Origin of the sequence: Claveliimonas bilis (assembly GCF_030296775.1) — a bacterium.
GTDB lineage: Bacteria > Bacillota > Clostridia > Lachnospirales > Lachnospiraceae > Claveliimonas > Claveliimonas bilis.
In genome coordinates, this window is record NZ_AP027742.1 from 2,190,414 (window position 1) to 2,207,866 (window position 17,453).

The window sequence follows — 17,453 nt, forward strand, 5'->3', positions numbered from 1 at the left end:
TTTCTTATTCTGAACGGATATAATAATTTTTCGAAATTTCCTGAATGTATCCTTTTAATTCCAAAGCCACCAGCGTTTCCATAACCTGAAACGGTTCCAATCCTGTTTCTTCTATGAGCTGATGAACTCCCTTGGGAAACAAATCGAGACAACTATACAATATATTTTCGGTGCTTTCAAGCATTTTTTTATTTTTGTCTGATTTTTTAGCGAAATTCTTCCTTAAATAGCCCATTGTTTTCATCTCCTCCACAAAGTCTTCCGCTGAAATCAATATCCCCGCTCCCTGCCGGATCAAAGCATTGCATCCCCGGCTCAAAGGACTTGTCACCGGTCCCGGAAGCGCATACACCTCCTTTCCCTGTTCCAATGCAAAATCTGCTGTAATCAGCGAACCGCTCTTTTCTCTTGCTTCCATGACAAGTACAAGCTCCGAAAGAGCGCTGATGATCCGATTTCTTCTGGGGAAATTCCCCTGCAGAGGCGGACTGCCGGGAAGCTGCTCCGATAAGATTCCTCCTGATTTTTGTATATCAACATAAAGTCCCCTGTTCTCCCGCGGATAGCATACATCCACGCCAGATCCCAATACAGCATATGTGCATCCGCCTGCATTTATTGCCCCTCTTCCTGCCGCCCCATCTATCCCCCTTGCCATCCCGCTGATGATCTGTACTCCCGCCCCTGCAAGGAGTTCCGCAAAAGCGATTGCCTGCCTTTCTCCATAAGCACTGCACTGTCTGGCACCTACAATTGCTGCCGACACCCTGTCTTCTTTTGGCAGATTTCCCCTGACAAACAAAGCATAAGGCTGGTCATTCAAGTCTTTCATTCTCTGCGGATAAGCCGGATCAAAATAAGGGATAAACTTTATATTTTTCTCCAGAAATCTTTCATACTCTTCTCCCACTTTGCTGTTCTTCTGACAAAATCCGATGGTTTTTCTGTCATTTTCTGTCAGGTATTCCTGCTTTTTCAGCAAGCTTTCTTCTATATAATATATGGCTTCCCCACTGCCCGCTGCATCCCGCAGCCTTCTCTTTTTCTGATGTGAAAGTCCCCGGATCGAAGCAAACCAGTATTCATATTTCATTTCAGATTCCCCCAGTATCTTTGATCCGGCATACGATAGGCGATTGCCTCTCTTAAATGTCTTACGCCAATCTTCTCCTGTCCTGCAAGATCCGCAATGGTTCTTGCCACCTTCAGTGTTTTGTGATAAGTACGCGCCGTCAGCCCGATCCTTGTAAACGCTTCTTTTATCACTCTTTCTTCCTCCGCTCCCAAAGAGCAGTATAAAGAGATCCTGGATGCCGGAATCAGGGCGTTGACAAGAAAATCCTCCTCTTTGTATCTTCTCCTCTGACGTTCCCGGGCCTCACATACCCGGGCTCTGATCTCTGCAGAGGATTCCTCTTTTGATGAAGATTTCAGCGTACCGTAATCCAGTCCCGGCGAGTCAATACAAAGGTCAATACGGCTAAGCAGCGGTTGGCTGATTTTCCCCAGATACTGCTGGATCTGACCGGAAGTACAGCTGCACCTTGACAAATCCGGATAGTATCCGCAGGGACAGGGGTTCATTGCTGCAACCAGCATAAAATCAGCAGGAAATATATACACTCCCTGTTTTCTCACCAGCCGTATCCTTTTTTCTTCCAGAGGCTGACGGAGCACTTCAAGTACCGGTCTTGCAAACTCTGTCAGCTCATCCAGGAACAGAACTCCCTTATCTGCCATAGTGATTTCTCCAGGCACAGGATACTGGCCGCCTCCGATCAGCGCCGCCTTTGTCACTGTATGATGCACCTCCCGAAAAGGTCGCTTTGTTATAAGCGGGAACTCATTTTGCAAAAGTCCCTGTACGCTGTATATTTTCGTCAGCTCAATGCTCTCTTTTTCGGTCAGAGGGGGAAGTATGGTAGAAACGCGGCTTGCGATCATAGATTTTCCGCTTCCCGGCGGTCCGATCATCAAAAGATTATGCCCGCCGCTTACTGCAATTTCTGCTGCACGCTTTACACCTTTTTGCCCTTTTACATCTGCAAAATCCAGGGAAGATTCCTTCTCTGTCCTTTCTGCAGTTATTTTGCTTCTCCTACTCTTTTGGGGCACAATACCGCCGGACAGTGTTTCCCACAATTCTCGGAGCGTCCGGAATGCATAAATGCGGATCCCGTCTACTAAAGCTGCTTCCTCTCTGTTTTCTACAGGAATCAGGCACATCTTCATCCCCTGTTCTCTCGCTTCCCACACAATAGGAAGCACTCCCGCCACCTGACGGATAGAACCGTCAAGCCCCAGCTCTCCTACAACAACTGCAGATTCCAGTACCGAGATGGGAATTTCCCCCAGAGACACCAGGATAGACAGTGCGATTGCAAGATCAAAAGAAGAACCTCTCTTTCTTATATTTCCGGGAGACAGATTGATCACCGTTCTTTTGGGCGGAAAAGTAATGCCGGAATTTCGGATAGCTGTCCTTACTCTTTCTCCGGCTTCCTTCACCTCTGCCGCAAGGTACCCCACCATATGAAACATGGGGAGTCCGGTGCTTAGATCTGCCTCCACCTGTACAAATTTTACTTCAAGTCCCTGGAGAGCTGCGGAATATACCGTACCTACACTCATCATATTCCTCCTTTTTCATTTGACATGTGAGATTGTTTCCTCAGGCAGACTGCCTGAATTGAAATTGATCGAAACAGAACTTTTTGATCATTTATGTTACCTTTTATAGTCCACATAATATATTATTTACGTAAACTTGTCAACTCAAATTCCCATGTTGCTGTTTTCTTGGACAAAAGAGATATTTGCACATGGAAAAGCACGAATCAGCCTGTTTTCACATAGACTGTAATTAACTACGCTAAGAGGTGCTTCTATTGAAATCCTTTCCTTCTCCTCTAACAGCCGCTGAAGAGCAATACTACCTGCAGAAATATACGGAAGGAGACCTGGAAGCCAAACACATCCTTATCGAGAGAAACCTGCGCCTGGTCGCGCACATCGTCCGCAAATACCAGACTGCAGATGAGGACACAGAAGATCTTCTCTCCATCGGCACCATCGGGCTGATCAAAGCGGTCGTTACTTTCAATCCTGACAAATCTGTACGCCTCGGAACTTATGCGGCAAGGTGTATCGAAAATGAAATTTTGATGTATTTAAGAACGAAGAAAAAATCTTCAAAAGAAATCTCTCTCTATGAACCCATCGGAACAGATCGGGAGGGCAATGAAATCCAGCTTTTTGACATCATTGAATCACAAAATGATGATGCCCATGAGAAAGTTATGCTGGGAGACGATATCCGGCTTCTGTACTCCAAAGTGGAATCCGTCCTCTCTCCACGGGAACGTCTGGTCCTGAAAATGAGATATGGTTTATATAACGAAGAAGAATACACACAGCGGGAGATTGCCAGACAGCTTGGTATCTCTCGTTCTTACGTTTCCAGAATCGAAAAGAGTGCAATAGAAAAGCTGCGGGCCTATTTTTGATCTGCCCGCAGCTTCCTGCACTTTATTCTATTTCTTTTCTTCTTAAAATATCATACCGATCCGCTTTTTCTCCCAGATCCACATACAGAACCTGCTTCGGATGAGGCGCGCTCTCCTGTTCGTTTCCATCTTCATCAAGAATCCTCTTCACCTTTACCTCTGCATTTGTTCCGTCCGGCTTCATGATCTCAATCTGTTCCCCCACAGAAAATTTATTTCTCTGTTCGATCCGGTACAATCCGTCCTTTTCTTCTCCTATGATTCCAAGATAGGTATAATCTTTTGCGTAAGTATTGTTGTCATATATCTGGCTTGTCTCATCCGGTTTTCCAAAATAAAATCCCGTGGTAAACTGCCGGTATGTACAGCCTATGATCTGTTCCAGATACCAGGGCATATTTTTCCGATAAAGCTCCGGATCTTTCTGGTAGTCGTCAATAGCCCGGCGGTATGTTCTTGCCACTGTAGCTACATAGAGGGCTGTTTTCATGCGCCCTTCAATTTTCAGACTGTCTATACCGGCGTCGATCAATTCCGGGATATGCTCGATCATGCACAGATCCTTGGAGTTAAAGATAAACGTACCTCTTTCATTTTCATAAACCGGCATATATTCGCCAGGTCTTGTCTCCTCCATGACAGAATACTTCCATCTGCAGGGATGGGTGCAGGCTCCGTGGTTTGCATCTCTTCCTGTGAAGAAATTGCTCAGAAGACATCTTCCGGAATAGGAAATACACATAGCGCCGTGCACAAAACTTTCAATTTCCATCTCTTCCGGAATATTGCGGCGGATCTCCTTGATTTCTTCCAGAGACAGCTCCCTCGCCGACACCACCCTCTTTGCCCCCAGGCGCCACCAGAAATTATATGTTCCATAATTCGTATTGTTGGCCTGAGTGCTGATATGCCGCTCGATTTCAGGACAGATTTCTCCTGCAATATCGAAAATGGCCGGATCGGCAATGATCAGCGCATCGGGCTTCATTTCCTTCAACTCTTCAAAATATTCCCTCACTCCCGGCAGATCATCATTGTGAGCCAGAATATTGGCTGTCACATAAACTTTTACTCCGTGTTCGTGAGCAAACTTTATCCCCTCTTCCATATCAGAACGGGAAAAATTCTTTGCTTTCGCACGCAGTCCAAATGCCTCTCCGCCGATATAAACTGCATCGGCTCCAAAAATAACTGCTGTTTTCAATACTTCCAGGCTGCTTGCCGGGATCAGCAGTTCCGGGTGTCTTTTCTTCATTTTCTCCCTTTATCCTTTCCATTATTGTTTCATACTCAGCTGTTTTATACTGAATCTATTGCTTTACACTCAGCGCAATTCCATCTCCCAGCGGAACAATGGAAGTAAGAAGTCTCTCATCGTGCTTCAGTTCATACAGATATTCCCTCATTCTGCTGTGAATGGTCCGGTTTCTCCTCTCCACCGCAAAGCGGGATTCCAGAATATCTCCATCCTGCAGCACATTATCAGATACCAAAAGGCCTCCTTTTCTTAAGAGCCGGATCGCCTCCGGCATATAATGAATATACTGTCCTTTTGCCGCGTCCATGAAAATAAGATCAAAGGGTCCCTCGAGACCTTTCATCACTTCCAGGGCATCCCCCTCTACCAGGGTAATTGCCTCTTCTTTTCCTGCCCGGCGGAAATTTTCCCTCGCGATCGGAATACGCTTTTCATAATTTTCAATTGTAGTAATATGACATCCCTCCGGGGCATAGGCGTTCATCAAAAGCGCGGAAAATCCCACTGCCGTTCCGGCTTCCAGTATACGCATGGGCCGATGGATCTGAAGCAATACCTTCAGAAAGCTTTGGGTTTCCTTTCGGATGATCGGCACATTCGCATCCAGAGCCTCCTGCTCAATTTCCTCCAAAATAGGCAAATCCCGGCTCTCCAGAGAGTTGATAAATGTTGTCAAACGTTCGTCCGTTATCACTTTTACATATACTCCATTTCATTTTTACACAGGGTTATTTGCAGTTTTACCCACCACTTACGTTAATTTGGGACGTAACACTTTTGAAAAGTGTTACGTCCCAAAGTGTATTAAACATCCATAATAATCGGCAGGATCATCGGGCGTCTCTTCGTGCGTTTCCAGATAAATTCATTCATCGTGTCACGTACTACCAGCTTGATCTTGCTCCAGTCAGCGCCTCTTTGCCGATGCAGGCAATTGTCCACCGCCTCCACCAGCACTTTTCTTGCATCTTCCATAAGACCTTCGGATTCTCTGACATATACGAAGCCTCGTGATACAATATCCGGTCCTGCCAGAAGCTGGTTAGTTCCCCGCTCCAGCGTCATGACAACGATCAGGATTCCGTCTTCTGCAAGATGCTGACGATCTCTCAATACAATATTTCCTACATCGCCGACACCAAGACCGTCTACCAGCACTTCTCCTGTGTGTACTTTATCGACTACTTTTGCTTCCTTATCGCTGACTTCCAGCACATCGCCGGACTGCAGCATAAAAATGTTCTCTTTCGGGATTCCAAGGGACTGTGCCAGAGAAGCGTTTGCCTTTCTGTGACGGTATTCCCCGTGGATCGGAACCGCATATTTCGGTTTCACAAGAGAATAGATCAGTTTCAACTCTTCCTGACAGGCATGTCCGGAAACATGGGCATCCTGGAAAATAACGTTGGCCCCTTTTTCAGAAAGTTCATTGATCACTCTTGATACAGACTTTTCATTCCCCGGTATAGGATTGGAACTGAAAATAACCGTATCTCCCGGCATGATCGTCACTTTCTTATGAATATCAGCTGCCATTCTGGATAACGCAGCCATAGATTCTCCCTGGCTTCCTGTGGTGATCAGAACTGTCTTCTCCGGCGGATAATTCTTCAGCTGGTCAATCTCGATCAGAGTTTTATCCGGTACGTTCAGATAACCAAGTTCCTGAGCCGTAGAAATGATATTTACCATGCTCCGGCCTTCCACAACAACTTTTCTGTCATATTTGTAAGCCGAATTAATAATCTGCTGCACGCGGTCCACGTTGGATGCAAATGTAGCAATAATAATCCTTGTATTACGGTGTTCCGCAAACAGATGGTCAAAAGTATGACCTACTGTGCGTTCTGACTGTGTAAATCCGGGTCTCTCGGCATTGGTACTGTCTGACATCAGCGCCAATACTCCTTTCTTCCCAATCTCTCCGAATCTTTGCAGGTCAATAGCATCGCCAAATACCGGCGTATAGTCCACCTTAAAGTCTCCGGTATGCACCACGATCCCTGCCGGTGAATAGATGGCAAGGGCAGAGGCATCCTGGATGCTGTGGTTTGTCTTGATAAATTCAATCCGGAACTGTCCCAGATTGATAGACTGTCCGAATCTTACGACCTTCCTTCGTGTACTGCGCAGAAGGTTATGCTCTGTCAGCTTCTTTTCAATAATACCCATTGTAAGTTTTGTTGCATAAATGGGAAGATTCATTTCCTTTAAAACATATGACAGCGCTCCGATGTGATCCTCGTGTCCATGGGTAATGACAAATCCCTTTACTTTCTGAATATTATCCTTCAGATAAGTAATATCCGGGATGACCAGATCAATACCGAGCATATCATCCTCCGGGAAAGCCAGACCGCAGTCCACCACAATAATACTGTCTTCGTATTCAAAGGCAGTAATATTCATTCCGATCTTCTCCAGGCCTCCAAGCGGAATGATACGCAGTTTTCCATTGTTTTCTTTCTTCAAGTTTACACCTCCATAGGTTTATTTTCCGTTATTTTGCTTTTCCCGACATTTTCTGCACTGTCCATAGAATTTCAGCTCGTGATCCATAACGTGGAAGCCTGTTTCTTTCTCAATATGATCCTCCAGGTTCTCCAGAAGATCATCCCGAAATTCCATTACGCTCCCACAGTCACGGCAGATCAAATGATGATGGTGATGATGGGGTTCTGTTCTTTCGTCGCAGAAATCCCCTATCTCGTACCGCACACACCCATCATCCAAAATAATCCTATCTACAAGCTGCATTTCCAGCAGAAGCTGAACCGTCCGATAGATCGTTGCCAGACCGATCTCCGGATAGTCCTCCTTCACCAGTTCAAAAATGTCTTCTGCAGTCATGTGCTGCTCATGATGCTCTGCAAGCACTTGTAACACAAGTAACCTTTGATTGGTTACTTTGAGTCCTTTTTCTTTCAGCATTTCCTTAAATTTTTCCTGACTTATAGACATAGTATGCTACCTTTCAATTTCAACATCTTCAAGCAGTTCCTCAAATACTTTGGATACGGCCATCAGCTCTGTATCATCCTCCACAATTTCGTAAATGCTGTCTGTATCTTTATCTTCTGATCTATCCTTCAAAATCAGGCATTCTGCATCGCCTTCTTCTGAATCAGTCACCAGAATATAGGACGTTCCGTTAATTCTCGTCTGCTCCAGTACGTAAAACTCAACTTCCTCCGCACCATCTGCACAAAATTTAATTTTTTCCATCATAATTAACACCTCAAAACAAGCTCTGTAAATCTTTGGCGCCGCCTTTATCGCTCTGTCTGTGTATTTGCATCCAGATATCCCTGCAATATAAAAACAGCCGCAATCTGATCCACATACTTCTTGCGGTCTTCCCTTCTAACTTTGCTTTCTTTTAAAGTCCGTTCCGCTTCCACTGTAGTCAGACGCTCGTCCCACATCACGACCTCCAGGCCGGTACGCCGGCGGAGCATCTCACCAAACTCCAACGCTTTTTCCGCTCTTTCTCCCACATCGTAATTCATATGCCGGGGAAGTCCCAGTACGATGGACTCCACCTGATATTCCCGAATAATCTCCTCAATGCGGGCACATGTTTTTCTAAGCTTGTTCTCTTCCTTTCTCCAAATGGTTTCCACTGCCTGCGCTGTAATGCCCATGGGATCACTTACAGCCACACCTACAGTCTTGGAACCATAGTCCAGTCCCATAATTCTCATAGAAATTATTCCCAATCATGATGCGCAATATACGTCTTGAGCATCTCTTCTACCAGTTCATCCCGCTCTACTTTCATGATCAGGCTCCTCGCTCCATTATGGCTGGTAATATAAGTGGGATCTCCGGACATAATATAACCCACGATCTGGTTGACCGGATTATATCCCTTTTCGCTCAGCGCTTTATACACTATTTCTAGGATGTCCTTGGCCTGAATCTGCGGGCCGCTTTCCACCTGGAAAAACTGAGTATTTGTTAATTCTCTCATATTCACGTCCTCCAAAAATACTTCATACTTATTCTACTCTATTCCCATCTGAAATTCAATGAATTATTTGTAAACGGTTCTCAATTTCTACATTTATCAACTGATTCGCCAAATTTTCTGGCGTTTTTTGTCCGACTTTCACATATTCCGGAGTATAGCCGACCTGATAAATACCATCTTCTCTTTGCACAGCCTCCTCTATAAGCACTTCCCTGCTGGTGCCGATCAGCTTTTCTTCATAAGCGTTCTGTTTCTTCCGGCTAAGTTGGATCAGCGCATTGCTCCGCTCTGCTTTTACTTGCTCCGGGACCTGCCTGTCCATAGCAGCAGCCTTCGTCCCTTTACGGGGGGAATATTTGAAAATATGTGTCTCATAAAAATTAACTTTATCAATAAAGTCTCTGGACTTTTCAAACTCCTCCTCGGTTTCTCCCGGGAATCCTACGATCACATCTGTCGTGAGAGCCGGATCCTGAAAATATTTTCGGAGAAGACAACATTTTTCATAATATTCTTCAGAGGTATATCTCCGGTTCATTCTTTTCAGCGTTTCGTCGCATCCGCTTTGCAAAGAAAGATGAAAGTGGGGGCAAATCTTGGGAAGTTCTGCCAGAGTACGTGCAAACTCCTCTGTAATGATCCTTGGTTCCAATGAACCCAGCCGGATCCTTCGTATTCCTTCTACTTTATGCACAGCCTGGATCAGATTCAGCAAATTGTCCTCCTGATCAATTCCGTAAGAGCTCAAATGGATTCCTGTCAGTACGACTTCTTTATATCCGCCTTTTGCCAGCTCTTTTACTTCCCGAACCACATCTTCTCTTTTCCGGCTTCTCACCCTTCCTCTTGCATAGGGAATAATACAGTAGGAGCAAAACTGATTGCATCCATCCTGTACTTTGATATATGCGCGGGTATGTTCTCCCGTATGGGTCAGATGAAGCTCCTCATACTCCGAAGTATGACCAATATCTACAATTTCTTTTTGAACAGCAGTCTGCCTGCCTCTCTTTTCCCTCTCCTGCCAATAGTGTTCCAGGATTCCGGCAAGCTCCTGCTTTCTGTTGTTACCGATCACAATATCGATCCCTTCCTCCAGCTCATCTCCCCGCGCCTGCACATAGCAGCCTGCCGCAACAATAACCGCATCGGGATTCATTTTTCTTGCCCGGTGAATCATCTGTCTGGATTTCCGGTCTGCCATATTGGTTACTGTACAGGTATTAATAACATAGACGTCGGCTTTATCATGAAAGGAAACGATCTCATAACCGCTCTTTTCCAAAATCTCCTGCATCGCTTCTGTTTCATATGCGTTTACTTTGCATCCCAAATTGTGAAGTGCTGCCTTTTTCATTGATTTCCTCTCTTTTCTTATATTGCTTTGTATAAATGATATCGTAAGCTGCTCTGCCTGACGGCTTCATACAAATTGTTGTATGCTTTAACGAATTTCAGCCTGATTCTTTGGCAATTTGTTCCTTGACTTTTATCTATGCACCTCTTAAGATGTTTATAGAAAATGAATTAGAAATCAAGGAGGTTTTTCCAAATGAAAACAGTACAAATTTCTTTAAACTCAATTGACAAAGTAAAATCTTTTGTAAATGATATTACAAAATTTGACTATGATTTCGATTTAGTATCCGGCAGATATGTAATTGATGCCAAATCTATCATGGGTATTTTCAGCCTGGACCTGTCCAAGGCAATCGACCTGAATATTCATGCCGACAATGACAGTGATGTAGCTGAAATCCTGGAAGTTCTGAAACCATACCTTGTATAGACCGATTGGTACTGCACCGAATATCATATAGACAAACATAAAATAACAGATACGCCGAAATGCTCTGACATTCCGGCGTATTTTTTACTGAACTTCAATCACTTCCACAGAACGAACAGCCTGCTCCACAAGCTCATCAATCTTCTCTGTCAGATTTTCCTCTGACTTGTGAATTACATTGATATTAGGCTTTGTCACAGGATGCTTTGCCACAAAAATCGTACAGCAGTCTTCAAAAGGCTGAATAGAGGTCTCATAAGATCCGATCTTTTCCGACACTTCCACAATCTCTCTCTTGTCGAAACCGATCAGCGGACGATAAACCGGAAGCGTACATACTTCATTTGTCGCCGCAAGGCTCTGCATAGTCTGACTTGCCACCTGTCCGATACTCTCTCCTGTGATCATGCCAAGGCACCCGTCTTCCTTCGCAAAACGCTCTGCAATTTTCATCATATAACGCCGCATAATAATGGTCAGTTCCTCATGGGGACACTGATCATAAATATAGAGCTGAATATCTGTAAAGTTTACCACATGAAGCTTAATGGGACCCGCATAGGATGCAACGATCCTGGCCAGATCCACCACTTTTTGTTTTGCCCTTTCACTGGTATACGGAGGTGCATGGAAATAAGTGGCCTCCAGCGCCACACCCCGTTTTGCAATCATGTACCCTGCCACCGGGCTGTCAATTCCTCCAGACAGAAGGAGCATTGCTTTTCCATTTGTTCCAACCGGCATTCCTCCCGGCCCCGGTATAATTCTGGAGTAAATATAAATCTGTTCTCTTACTTCGATATTGAGCAGGACATCCGGCTTATGGACATCGACCCGTATTTCAGGAAAAGCATCCAAAACCGCCTCTCCCACCAGGCAGTTGATCTCCATGGAATTGACCGGATAAGTCTTTCTGCTTCTTCGCGCTTCTACTTTAAAAGTAAGGTTTTTATCCGGATACAATTCGTCCATATAGGCAACTACATCCTTCTTGAGCTGCTCAAATCCGCGGTCTTCCACACAGACAACCGGACAGATACCGACGATCCCGAACACTTTCTGCAGGCAGGATGTCACTTCATCTGCATCATACTCTCCCTCGCAGTCCACGTAAATTCTGCCTCTTGACTTGTGAACTTTAAAAGAACCGTCCGCTTCCCGAAGTGCATAGCGGATCTGTCTGACAAGCGCATCCTCAAACAGATAGCGGTTCTTTCCCTTAATTCCGATTTCTCCGTATTTTATCAAAAAAGTATGAAATGTCATTTTTCTTCCCTCTCCTTCGCTGACGGCTATCTTCGCGTATAGCGCCGCAGCACCGGTACTAAATTATATAGTGTTTCCAGTGTATAGTCAATCTCTTCTCTTGTAGTAAACTCTGACATACTGAACCGCAGCGTGGCATCCAGATATTCCTTTCCTGCTCCAATACCTTTAAGCACACCGCTGATGGCCGGGTGATTGGATGCGCAGGCTGATCCGGAAGAGACACAGATTCCCTTTTCTTCCAGCGCGTGAAGAAGCACCTCGCTCCTTACTCCCGCAAATCCCACACTGATGATATGGGGCGCGCTGGTCTCATCATAAAGACCGTGCACTGTCGTATCTTCCAGCTTTGTCACACCTTCAATAAAATGCTTTTTCAGCTCCCTCATGCGGGCCACCTTCTCTTCAAGGTCTGTATAGATTTCCTTTGCCGCAAGTGCAAGCCCTGCAATGCCAGGAACGTTTTCCGTGCCGGAGCGGATATTTTTCTGCTGCTCCCCGCCAAAGACAATGGGTTTTATCTTCACTCCTTCTGAAATATAAAGCACGCCAGTTCCCTTCGGCCCATGGATCTTATGCCCACTGATGGACAGCAGGTCAATCTTGGACCTTTTCGGATAAATCCTGTATTTTCCAAATCCCTGCACTGCATCCACATGAAAAACGATCTCTCTATTGTAGGCCTTGACAATCCCGGCAGCCTCATCTACCGGCTGTACAGAACCCACTTCATTATTTACATACATAACGGAAACCAGGATCGTTTCCGGGCAGAGAGCTTCCTGAAGGTCAGACAGTTTCACCCGTCCAAACCGGTCTACCGGAAGAAACGTCACCCGGAAGCCTTCCTCCTCTTCCAGATAACGCATGGTATTCAGGACAGCCGGATGCTCTATGGATGTAGTGATCAGATGATTTCCCCTTCTCTTATTGGCACGGGCAGCGCCGATCAGCGCAAGATTGTCACTCTCCGTTCCGCCGGAAGTAAAGAAAATTTCCTTTTCCTGAACTTTTAAAAGCTTTGCCAGAATTTCCTTTGCTTCTTTTATATAATGCTCTGCCTCCACTCCTTTCATATGCATAGAAGAAGGATTTCCATAATCCTCGCACATGACCTTTCTTACAAGATCCCCCACGCATTCATACGCTTTGGTAGTGGCAGAATTATCAAGATAAACTTCCATCATTTCCCAACAACTCCTGATCTATTGATTCATTTTTACTATTAACTTATGCGCTTCTAGGATTCCAGGTGATACATCAGCAATGAGAGTACGGTAATAGCAGCTGTTTCCGTTCTTAAAATCCGCCGCCCGAGTGTAATGGTCGCAGCACCCTTTTTATCTGCAAGATCAGCCTCCTCTTTCTCAAATCCGCCTTCAGGCCCGATAAACACGCCCACAGACTGTCCCTGCTTCACCGAGGAGATCACCTCCCTGGAATGAGCGATCCCCTCTGCCAACTCATAGGGAAATAAGATCACATCCAAAGCAGCGGCATATTCCAGCGCTTCCTGATAAGACATGATCCGGGAAACCTGGGGAATCACTCCCCGCCCCGCCTGTTTGGCGGCGCTTTTGGCAATCTCATTCCATCGCTGCACCTTCTTTTCTCCCTTTTTGGCATCCAGCTTTACTACTGATCTTTTCGTGATTACAGGAATGATCTCTGCCGCTCCCAGTTCTACCGCTTTCTGGATAACAAGCTCCATCTTGTCTGCCTTTGGCAGACCCTGGAACAGGCAGATCCTGGCATTGAGCTCTGTATCCAGCTCCTTTTCCTCAAGGATCGTAAGGACCGCCTTCCCTTCTTCATAGCATTCTACCGCGCACACATATTTCCGGTTGTTCCCATCGCTTATTTCCACCTTTTCCCCTTTTTTCATCCGAAGTACATTTTTCATATGGTTCACGTCAGAACCTTCCAGATAAATATAGGGCTTTTCCACCTGCATCGGTGTCACAAAAAAATGCTGCATCTATTTCTTCCTCGCTGTTACGCTGACCCATTCTCCCTGGTGTCCGATTTCCAGAATTTCCATTCCGGCTGCTTCCACAGCCTCTTTGACTGCCTCTTCTTTGTCATCTATGATTCCGCTGGTGATATAGATTCCCCCGCTCTTTAAGTGAGAAAGAATAACAGGAGTCAGAGGGATCAGGACGTCCGCCAGAATATTGGCTGCTACAATATCATATTTTTCATATCCCACCTTATCCTGGATTTCCTTATCATCAATAATATTTCCGATCATCACCTCATACTGATCTCTGGAAATTCCATTTACTTCCATATTCTCATGGGTGGCATCGATGGCACAGGGATCAAGATCCGTTCCCACACTATGCCGTGCTCCGAACTTCAAAGCCAGCATTCCCAGGATTCCGCTTCCGCACCCCACGTCCAGTATCTCTGTGTCCGGCGTGACATACTTACGGATCTGCCGGATACAAAGCTGCGTCGTTTCATGCATTCCCGTTCCAAAGGCTGTTCCCGGATCAATATGAATGATCATTTTGTTTTCATCCTCCGGCTTTACATCCTCCCAGGATGGGATGATCAGCACATCATCAATCGTAAACTGGTGGAAATACTGTTTCCAGTTATTTACCCAGTCCACATCTTCTGTCTGTGATTCCTCAATGAACGCCTCACCGATATCCAGAAATTCCGACAGATCATCCAGCTCTTCTCTTACTCTCTGAAGTACAGCGTCTTTATCTTCTTCCTCCTCCAGATAAAACGTAATGTATGCTATCCCATCATCTTCGGCTGTTTCCGGCAGGATATCCACAAACATCTGCTCTTTATCTTTCTGAGTCAAAGGGATTTTATCCTCAATCTCTACTCCCTGGATCCCCAACTCCATCAAAGTACTGCTGACGATCTCCTCTGCGGCAGTCGTTGTCTTTAACCGGAATTTATTCCATTTCATAGCTTCACCTCAATTGTTTTCTTATTTTTTCTATTTCGTCCTTTTGCAAATCGGTCAAATACCTGTCATTTTAGTGTATCATATCAGTCCCAAATGCTCAATGAGGATTTTCACGCCAAGCAAAATCAAAATCACGCCACCTGTGATCTGTGCCCCTTTCTGCCAGCGTCCGCCAAAGATATTTCCAACCTTGACTCCCGCTGCTGAAATAAGAAAGGTCGTTACGCCGATGAAGCTGACTGCCGGCACGATCTCTACTTGCAGAAATGCAAAAGTAACCCCTACTGCAAGCGCATCAATACTTGTAGCTACCGCAAGTCCCAGCATGGTTCTGATATCCAGCGATTCCTCTTCTTCTGTCGCTTCTCCACATTCTTTACATTCTCCATCTTCAAATGCTTCTTTGAGCATCCCTCCTCCAATAATGCCCAAAAGAATAAATGCGATCCAGTGATCAACAGATGTGATCACATTTTTAAACTGAATTCCCAAAAGATATCCGATCATCGGCATGCCGGCCTGGAACACGCCAAAATACAATCCAACGACCCCCGCCTTAGTCCAAGTACATTTCTTCATGGCGAGGCCCTTACAGACAGCTACTGCAAAGGCATCCATTGATAATCCTACTGCCATCAGAAAAAGTTCTGCAATTCCCATATATTTGTCTCCTTTTGTTGTTTTCCCTTCCGGAAGGTTCGGCGATATCACAAAAAAGACCTATCCGCAGGTCACTCCCACGGATAAGTCTCATTATTTAAAGTAATGCCAGATGTTCTCACATCAGTATGTTGACAATACTGCGCTTATATGCGCCAACTACTCCCTTATCGCTTGGCTTATTATATAGAAATTCCTATAGCCTGTCAACCTTTACTTTTCCTTTGTTGTATGTTACATTTTTCTTATCTTGGACAGCAATGCGATTGCAAAAGGAGGTTAAAAGGTGAAGAAGATACTTTCCAATAACTGGATGATTACATGTCTTATACTGATTCCTGCAACAATGCTTTCCTTTTTATTCTTTCGTTTTGTCCCGGAAAATTCTGCCAATATTGCTCTGATCTATATACTGGCACTGATCATCATTTCTCTTTGCACCAGCGGTTATCGATATGGTATCTTCACCGCTCTGTTTTCTGTCGTCTGCATCAATTATTTTTTTACCTATCCTTATTTTGACCTCAATTTCACATTGACCGGTTATCCTATTACCTTTATCGGAATGCTTGTCATTACCTTACTGACCACCACAGTCACCAGCAGACTGAAAAAGCAGATTGCCATTAACGCTGAAAGGGAAAAAGAAATGGAAGAAGCGGAACGTGAAAAACTAAGAGCTAACCTTCTCCGCGCTGTCTCCCATGATCTAAGAACACCGCTTACCGGGATTATCGGAGCCTCTGCTTCTTATCTGGACGCCGAGGATTCTCTCTCTTCTCAGGAGAAAAGAGAACTGCTCCAGAATATTAATGATGACTCCCACTGGCTCCTTAATATGGTAGAAAATCTGTTAAGCGTTACCCGTATCCAGACCAATGACCGAAAGGTACATAAGTCTCCTGAAGTTGTAGAAGAAGTTGTATCAGAAGCCGTATTAAGGCTGCAGAAAAGGATTCCCGACGCCCGTTTTGAAGTCCATGTGCCGGATGACTTCCTGATGATTCCCATGGACGCAACCCTAATTGAACAGGTATTGATCAATCTTCTGGAAAATGCAGTCGTTCATTCTGACAGTCATCTTCCTACTGTCCTTACTATCAGTCAATCCGACCTCTTTACCACCTTTGAAGTGAAAGATTTCGGGCGGGGAATTGATGAAAACCGGATCGACAGTTTGTTCCTCGGTACCTACTCATCCGGTGACAGCAGTGATATTCACAAAGGCATGGGAATCGGACTTTCTATATGCCGGACAATTGTAGAAGCCCATGGCGGAGAAATCACAGCCCGAAACCATGAACACGGCGCAGTATTCACATTCACCTTACCAAATTCGGAGGAAAATTAAGATGCAGCAAAAAATAACCGTCCTTTTTATTGAAGATGAGAAAAATATCCTGGCCTTTATGAGCAAAGTGTTAAAAAATCACGGGTACAAAACTGTAACAGCAAGTACCGGAAAAGAAGGACTCCAGCTGATCAGTTCCAACTGTCCCGATCTGATTCTGCTCGATCTTGGCCTGCCTGATATAGACGGACAGTCCATCATCCGCTCTGTCCGAAGCTGGACAAGCTGTCCGATCATTGTAATCTCTGCCCGAACAACAGAAAAAGAAAAGGTACTGGCTCTGGACAACGGCGCAGACGATTATATTACAAAACCCTTCGGAACCTCCGAGCTTCTCGCAAGAATCCGGACAAGCCTCCGTCACAGCAGCCGCCCTCTGGCTGCGTCGTCCGCCAATATTCATACCTATCACTGCCGTGACCTGGTACTCGATTTTGACAAGAGAAGCCTTACTATTTCCGGGGAATTTGTCCATCTCACCCCTGTCGAATATAAAATAGTGGCGCTCCTGGCTCAAAATTCAGGCAAGGTCATTACCTACTCCACTCTTCTCCATGATGTGTGGGGACCATACGCTGATGAGGACAACAAGATCCTCAGGGTAAATATGGCTAATATTCGCCGAAAAATCGAAAAAAATCCGGCGCAGCCGGAATACATCTTTACAGAAGTAGGCGTAGGATACCGCATGAAGGAGGAGGATTGTTAAAATTTTGCT

19 protein-coding genes are annotated in these 17,453 nt (G+C 45.2%); 4 read left to right on the top strand and 15 right to left on the bottom strand.

Annotated elements, in window-relative coordinates; translation table 11 throughout:
* Positions 1-4: 4 nt before the first annotated feature.
* On the bottom strand, positions 5-1,093 hold the full coding sequence (dprA, locus tag R2J37_RS10695) for a DNA-processing protein DprA (protein ID WP_316264958.1): 1,089 nt from the start codon (positions 1,091-1,093) through the stop codon (positions 5-7).
* Complete coding sequence (locus tag R2J37_RS10700; RefSeq protein ID WP_230105709.1) at positions 1,090-2,631, bottom strand: YifB family Mg chelatase-like AAA ATPase; 1,542 nt, start codon at positions 2,629-2,631, stop codon at positions 1,090-1,092. The genes dprA and R2J37_RS10700 overlap by 4 nt, the downstream gene beginning before the upstream one ends.
* A 257-nt stretch (positions 2,632-2,888) precedes the next feature.
* Here R2J37_RS10700 and sigK point away from each other — a divergent pair, with 257 nt between their 5' ends.
* Complete coding sequence (gene sigK, locus R2J37_RS10705; protein ID WP_230105708.1) at positions 2,889-3,506, top strand: RNA polymerase sporulation sigma factor SigK; 618 nt, start codon at positions 2,889-2,891, stop codon at positions 3,504-3,506.
* Between the two features lie 22 nt (positions 3,507-3,528).
* Here sigK and R2J37_RS10710 read toward each other — a convergent pair whose 3' ends face one another.
* The 8 genes from R2J37_RS10710 to mtaB form a co-directional block, all read right to left on the bottom strand.
* Positions 3,529-4,761 (bottom strand): peptidase U32 family protein, encoded by a 1,233-nt coding sequence (locus tag R2J37_RS10710; protein ID WP_230105707.1) that lies wholly within the window; start codon positions 4,759-4,761, stop codon positions 3,529-3,531.
* A 55-nt stretch (positions 4,762-4,816) separates the two neighbouring features.
* Entirely contained in the window at positions 4,817-5,458 is a 642-nt protein-coding gene (locus tag R2J37_RS10715; RefSeq protein ID WP_230105706.1) for an O-methyltransferase, read from the bottom strand.
* Positions 5,459-5,568: 110 nt separating this feature from the next.
* The gene (locus R2J37_RS10720) at positions 5,569-7,236 is read right to left on the bottom strand and encodes a ribonuclease J (protein ID WP_230105705.1); all 1,668 of its coding nucleotides are present in this window, start codon (positions 7,234-7,236) and stop codon (positions 5,569-5,571) included.
* An 18-nt stretch (positions 7,237-7,254) separates the two neighbouring features.
* Positions 7,255-7,725, bottom strand: coding sequence for a Fur family transcriptional regulator (locus R2J37_RS10725; protein WP_230105704.1), 471 nt, complete (start codon positions 7,723-7,725; stop codon positions 7,255-7,257).
* Positions 7,726-7,731: 6 nt separating this feature from the next.
* A complete protein-coding gene (locus R2J37_RS10730; protein ID WP_230107604.1) occupies positions 7,732-7,989 on the bottom strand; it encodes a DUF1292 domain-containing protein in 258 nt (85 codons plus the stop codon).
* Between the two features lie 47 nt (positions 7,990-8,036).
* A complete protein-coding gene (gene ruvX, locus R2J37_RS10735) occupies positions 8,037-8,468 on the bottom strand; it encodes a Holliday junction resolvase RuvX (RefSeq protein WP_256193762.1) in 432 nt (143 codons plus the stop codon).
* 5 nt (positions 8,469-8,473) lie between these two features.
* Positions 8,474-8,737, bottom strand: a complete 264-nt coding sequence (locus tag R2J37_RS10740) for an IreB family regulatory phosphoprotein (RefSeq protein ID WP_230105702.1) — start codon at positions 8,735-8,737, stop codon at positions 8,474-8,476.
* 55 nt (positions 8,738-8,792) lie between these two features.
* Entirely contained in the window at positions 8,793-10,094 is a 1,302-nt protein-coding gene (gene mtaB, locus R2J37_RS10745; protein ID WP_316264964.1) for a tRNA (N(6)-L-threonylcarbamoyladenosine(37)-C(2))-methylthiotransferase MtaB, read from the bottom strand.
* A 195-nt stretch (positions 10,095-10,289) separates the two neighbouring features.
* On the opposite strand from mtaB, the gene R2J37_RS10750 reads away from it, so the two are divergent.
* Positions 10,290-10,526, top strand: coding sequence for an HPr family phosphocarrier protein (locus tag R2J37_RS10750; protein WP_230105700.1), 237 nt, complete (start codon positions 10,290-10,292; stop codon positions 10,524-10,526).
* 84 nt (positions 10,527-10,610) lie between these two features.
* Here the strand turns inward: R2J37_RS10750 and thiI are convergent, their stop codons facing one another.
* The 5 genes from thiI to R2J37_RS10775 form a co-directional block, all read right to left on the bottom strand.
* Positions 10,611-11,792 carry a tRNA uracil 4-sulfurtransferase ThiI gene (thiI, locus tag R2J37_RS10755; protein ID WP_256193755.1) on the bottom strand — a complete coding sequence of 394 codons (1,182 nt, stop codon included), beginning with the start codon at positions 11,790-11,792 and terminating at the stop codon, positions 10,611-10,613.
* 26 nt (positions 11,793-11,818) lie between these two features.
* A complete protein-coding gene (locus R2J37_RS10760; RefSeq protein ID WP_230107603.1) occupies positions 11,819-12,976 on the bottom strand; it encodes a cysteine desulfurase family protein in 1,158 nt (385 codons plus the stop codon).
* A gap of 56 nt (positions 12,977-13,032) precedes the next feature.
* Positions 13,033-13,770: a 16S rRNA (uracil(1498)-N(3))-methyltransferase gene (locus R2J37_RS10765; RefSeq protein WP_230105698.1), complete on the bottom strand. Its 738-nt coding sequence runs from the start codon at positions 13,768-13,770 to the stop codon at positions 13,033-13,035.
* On the bottom strand, positions 13,771-14,724 hold the full coding sequence (gene prmA / locus R2J37_RS10770) for a 50S ribosomal protein L11 methyltransferase (protein WP_230105697.1): 954 nt from the start codon (positions 14,722-14,724) through the stop codon (positions 13,771-13,773).
* Between the two features lie 78 nt (positions 14,725-14,802).
* A complete protein-coding gene (locus tag R2J37_RS10775; RefSeq protein WP_230105696.1) occupies positions 14,803-15,384 on the bottom strand; it encodes a manganese efflux pump MntP in 582 nt (193 codons plus the stop codon).
* 286 nt (positions 15,385-15,670) lie between these two features.
* Here R2J37_RS10775 and R2J37_RS10780 point away from each other — a divergent pair, with 286 nt between their 5' ends.
* Positions 15,671-16,735 (top strand): sensor histidine kinase, encoded by a 1,065-nt coding sequence (locus tag R2J37_RS10780; protein WP_316264968.1) that lies wholly within the window; start codon positions 15,671-15,673, stop codon positions 16,733-16,735.
* 1 nt (position 16,736) lies between these two features.
* On the top strand, positions 16,737-17,444 hold the full coding sequence (locus R2J37_RS10785; protein WP_316264970.1) for a response regulator: 708 nt from the start codon (positions 16,737-16,739) through the stop codon (positions 17,442-17,444).
* Positions 17,445-17,453 lie beyond the last annotated feature (9 nt).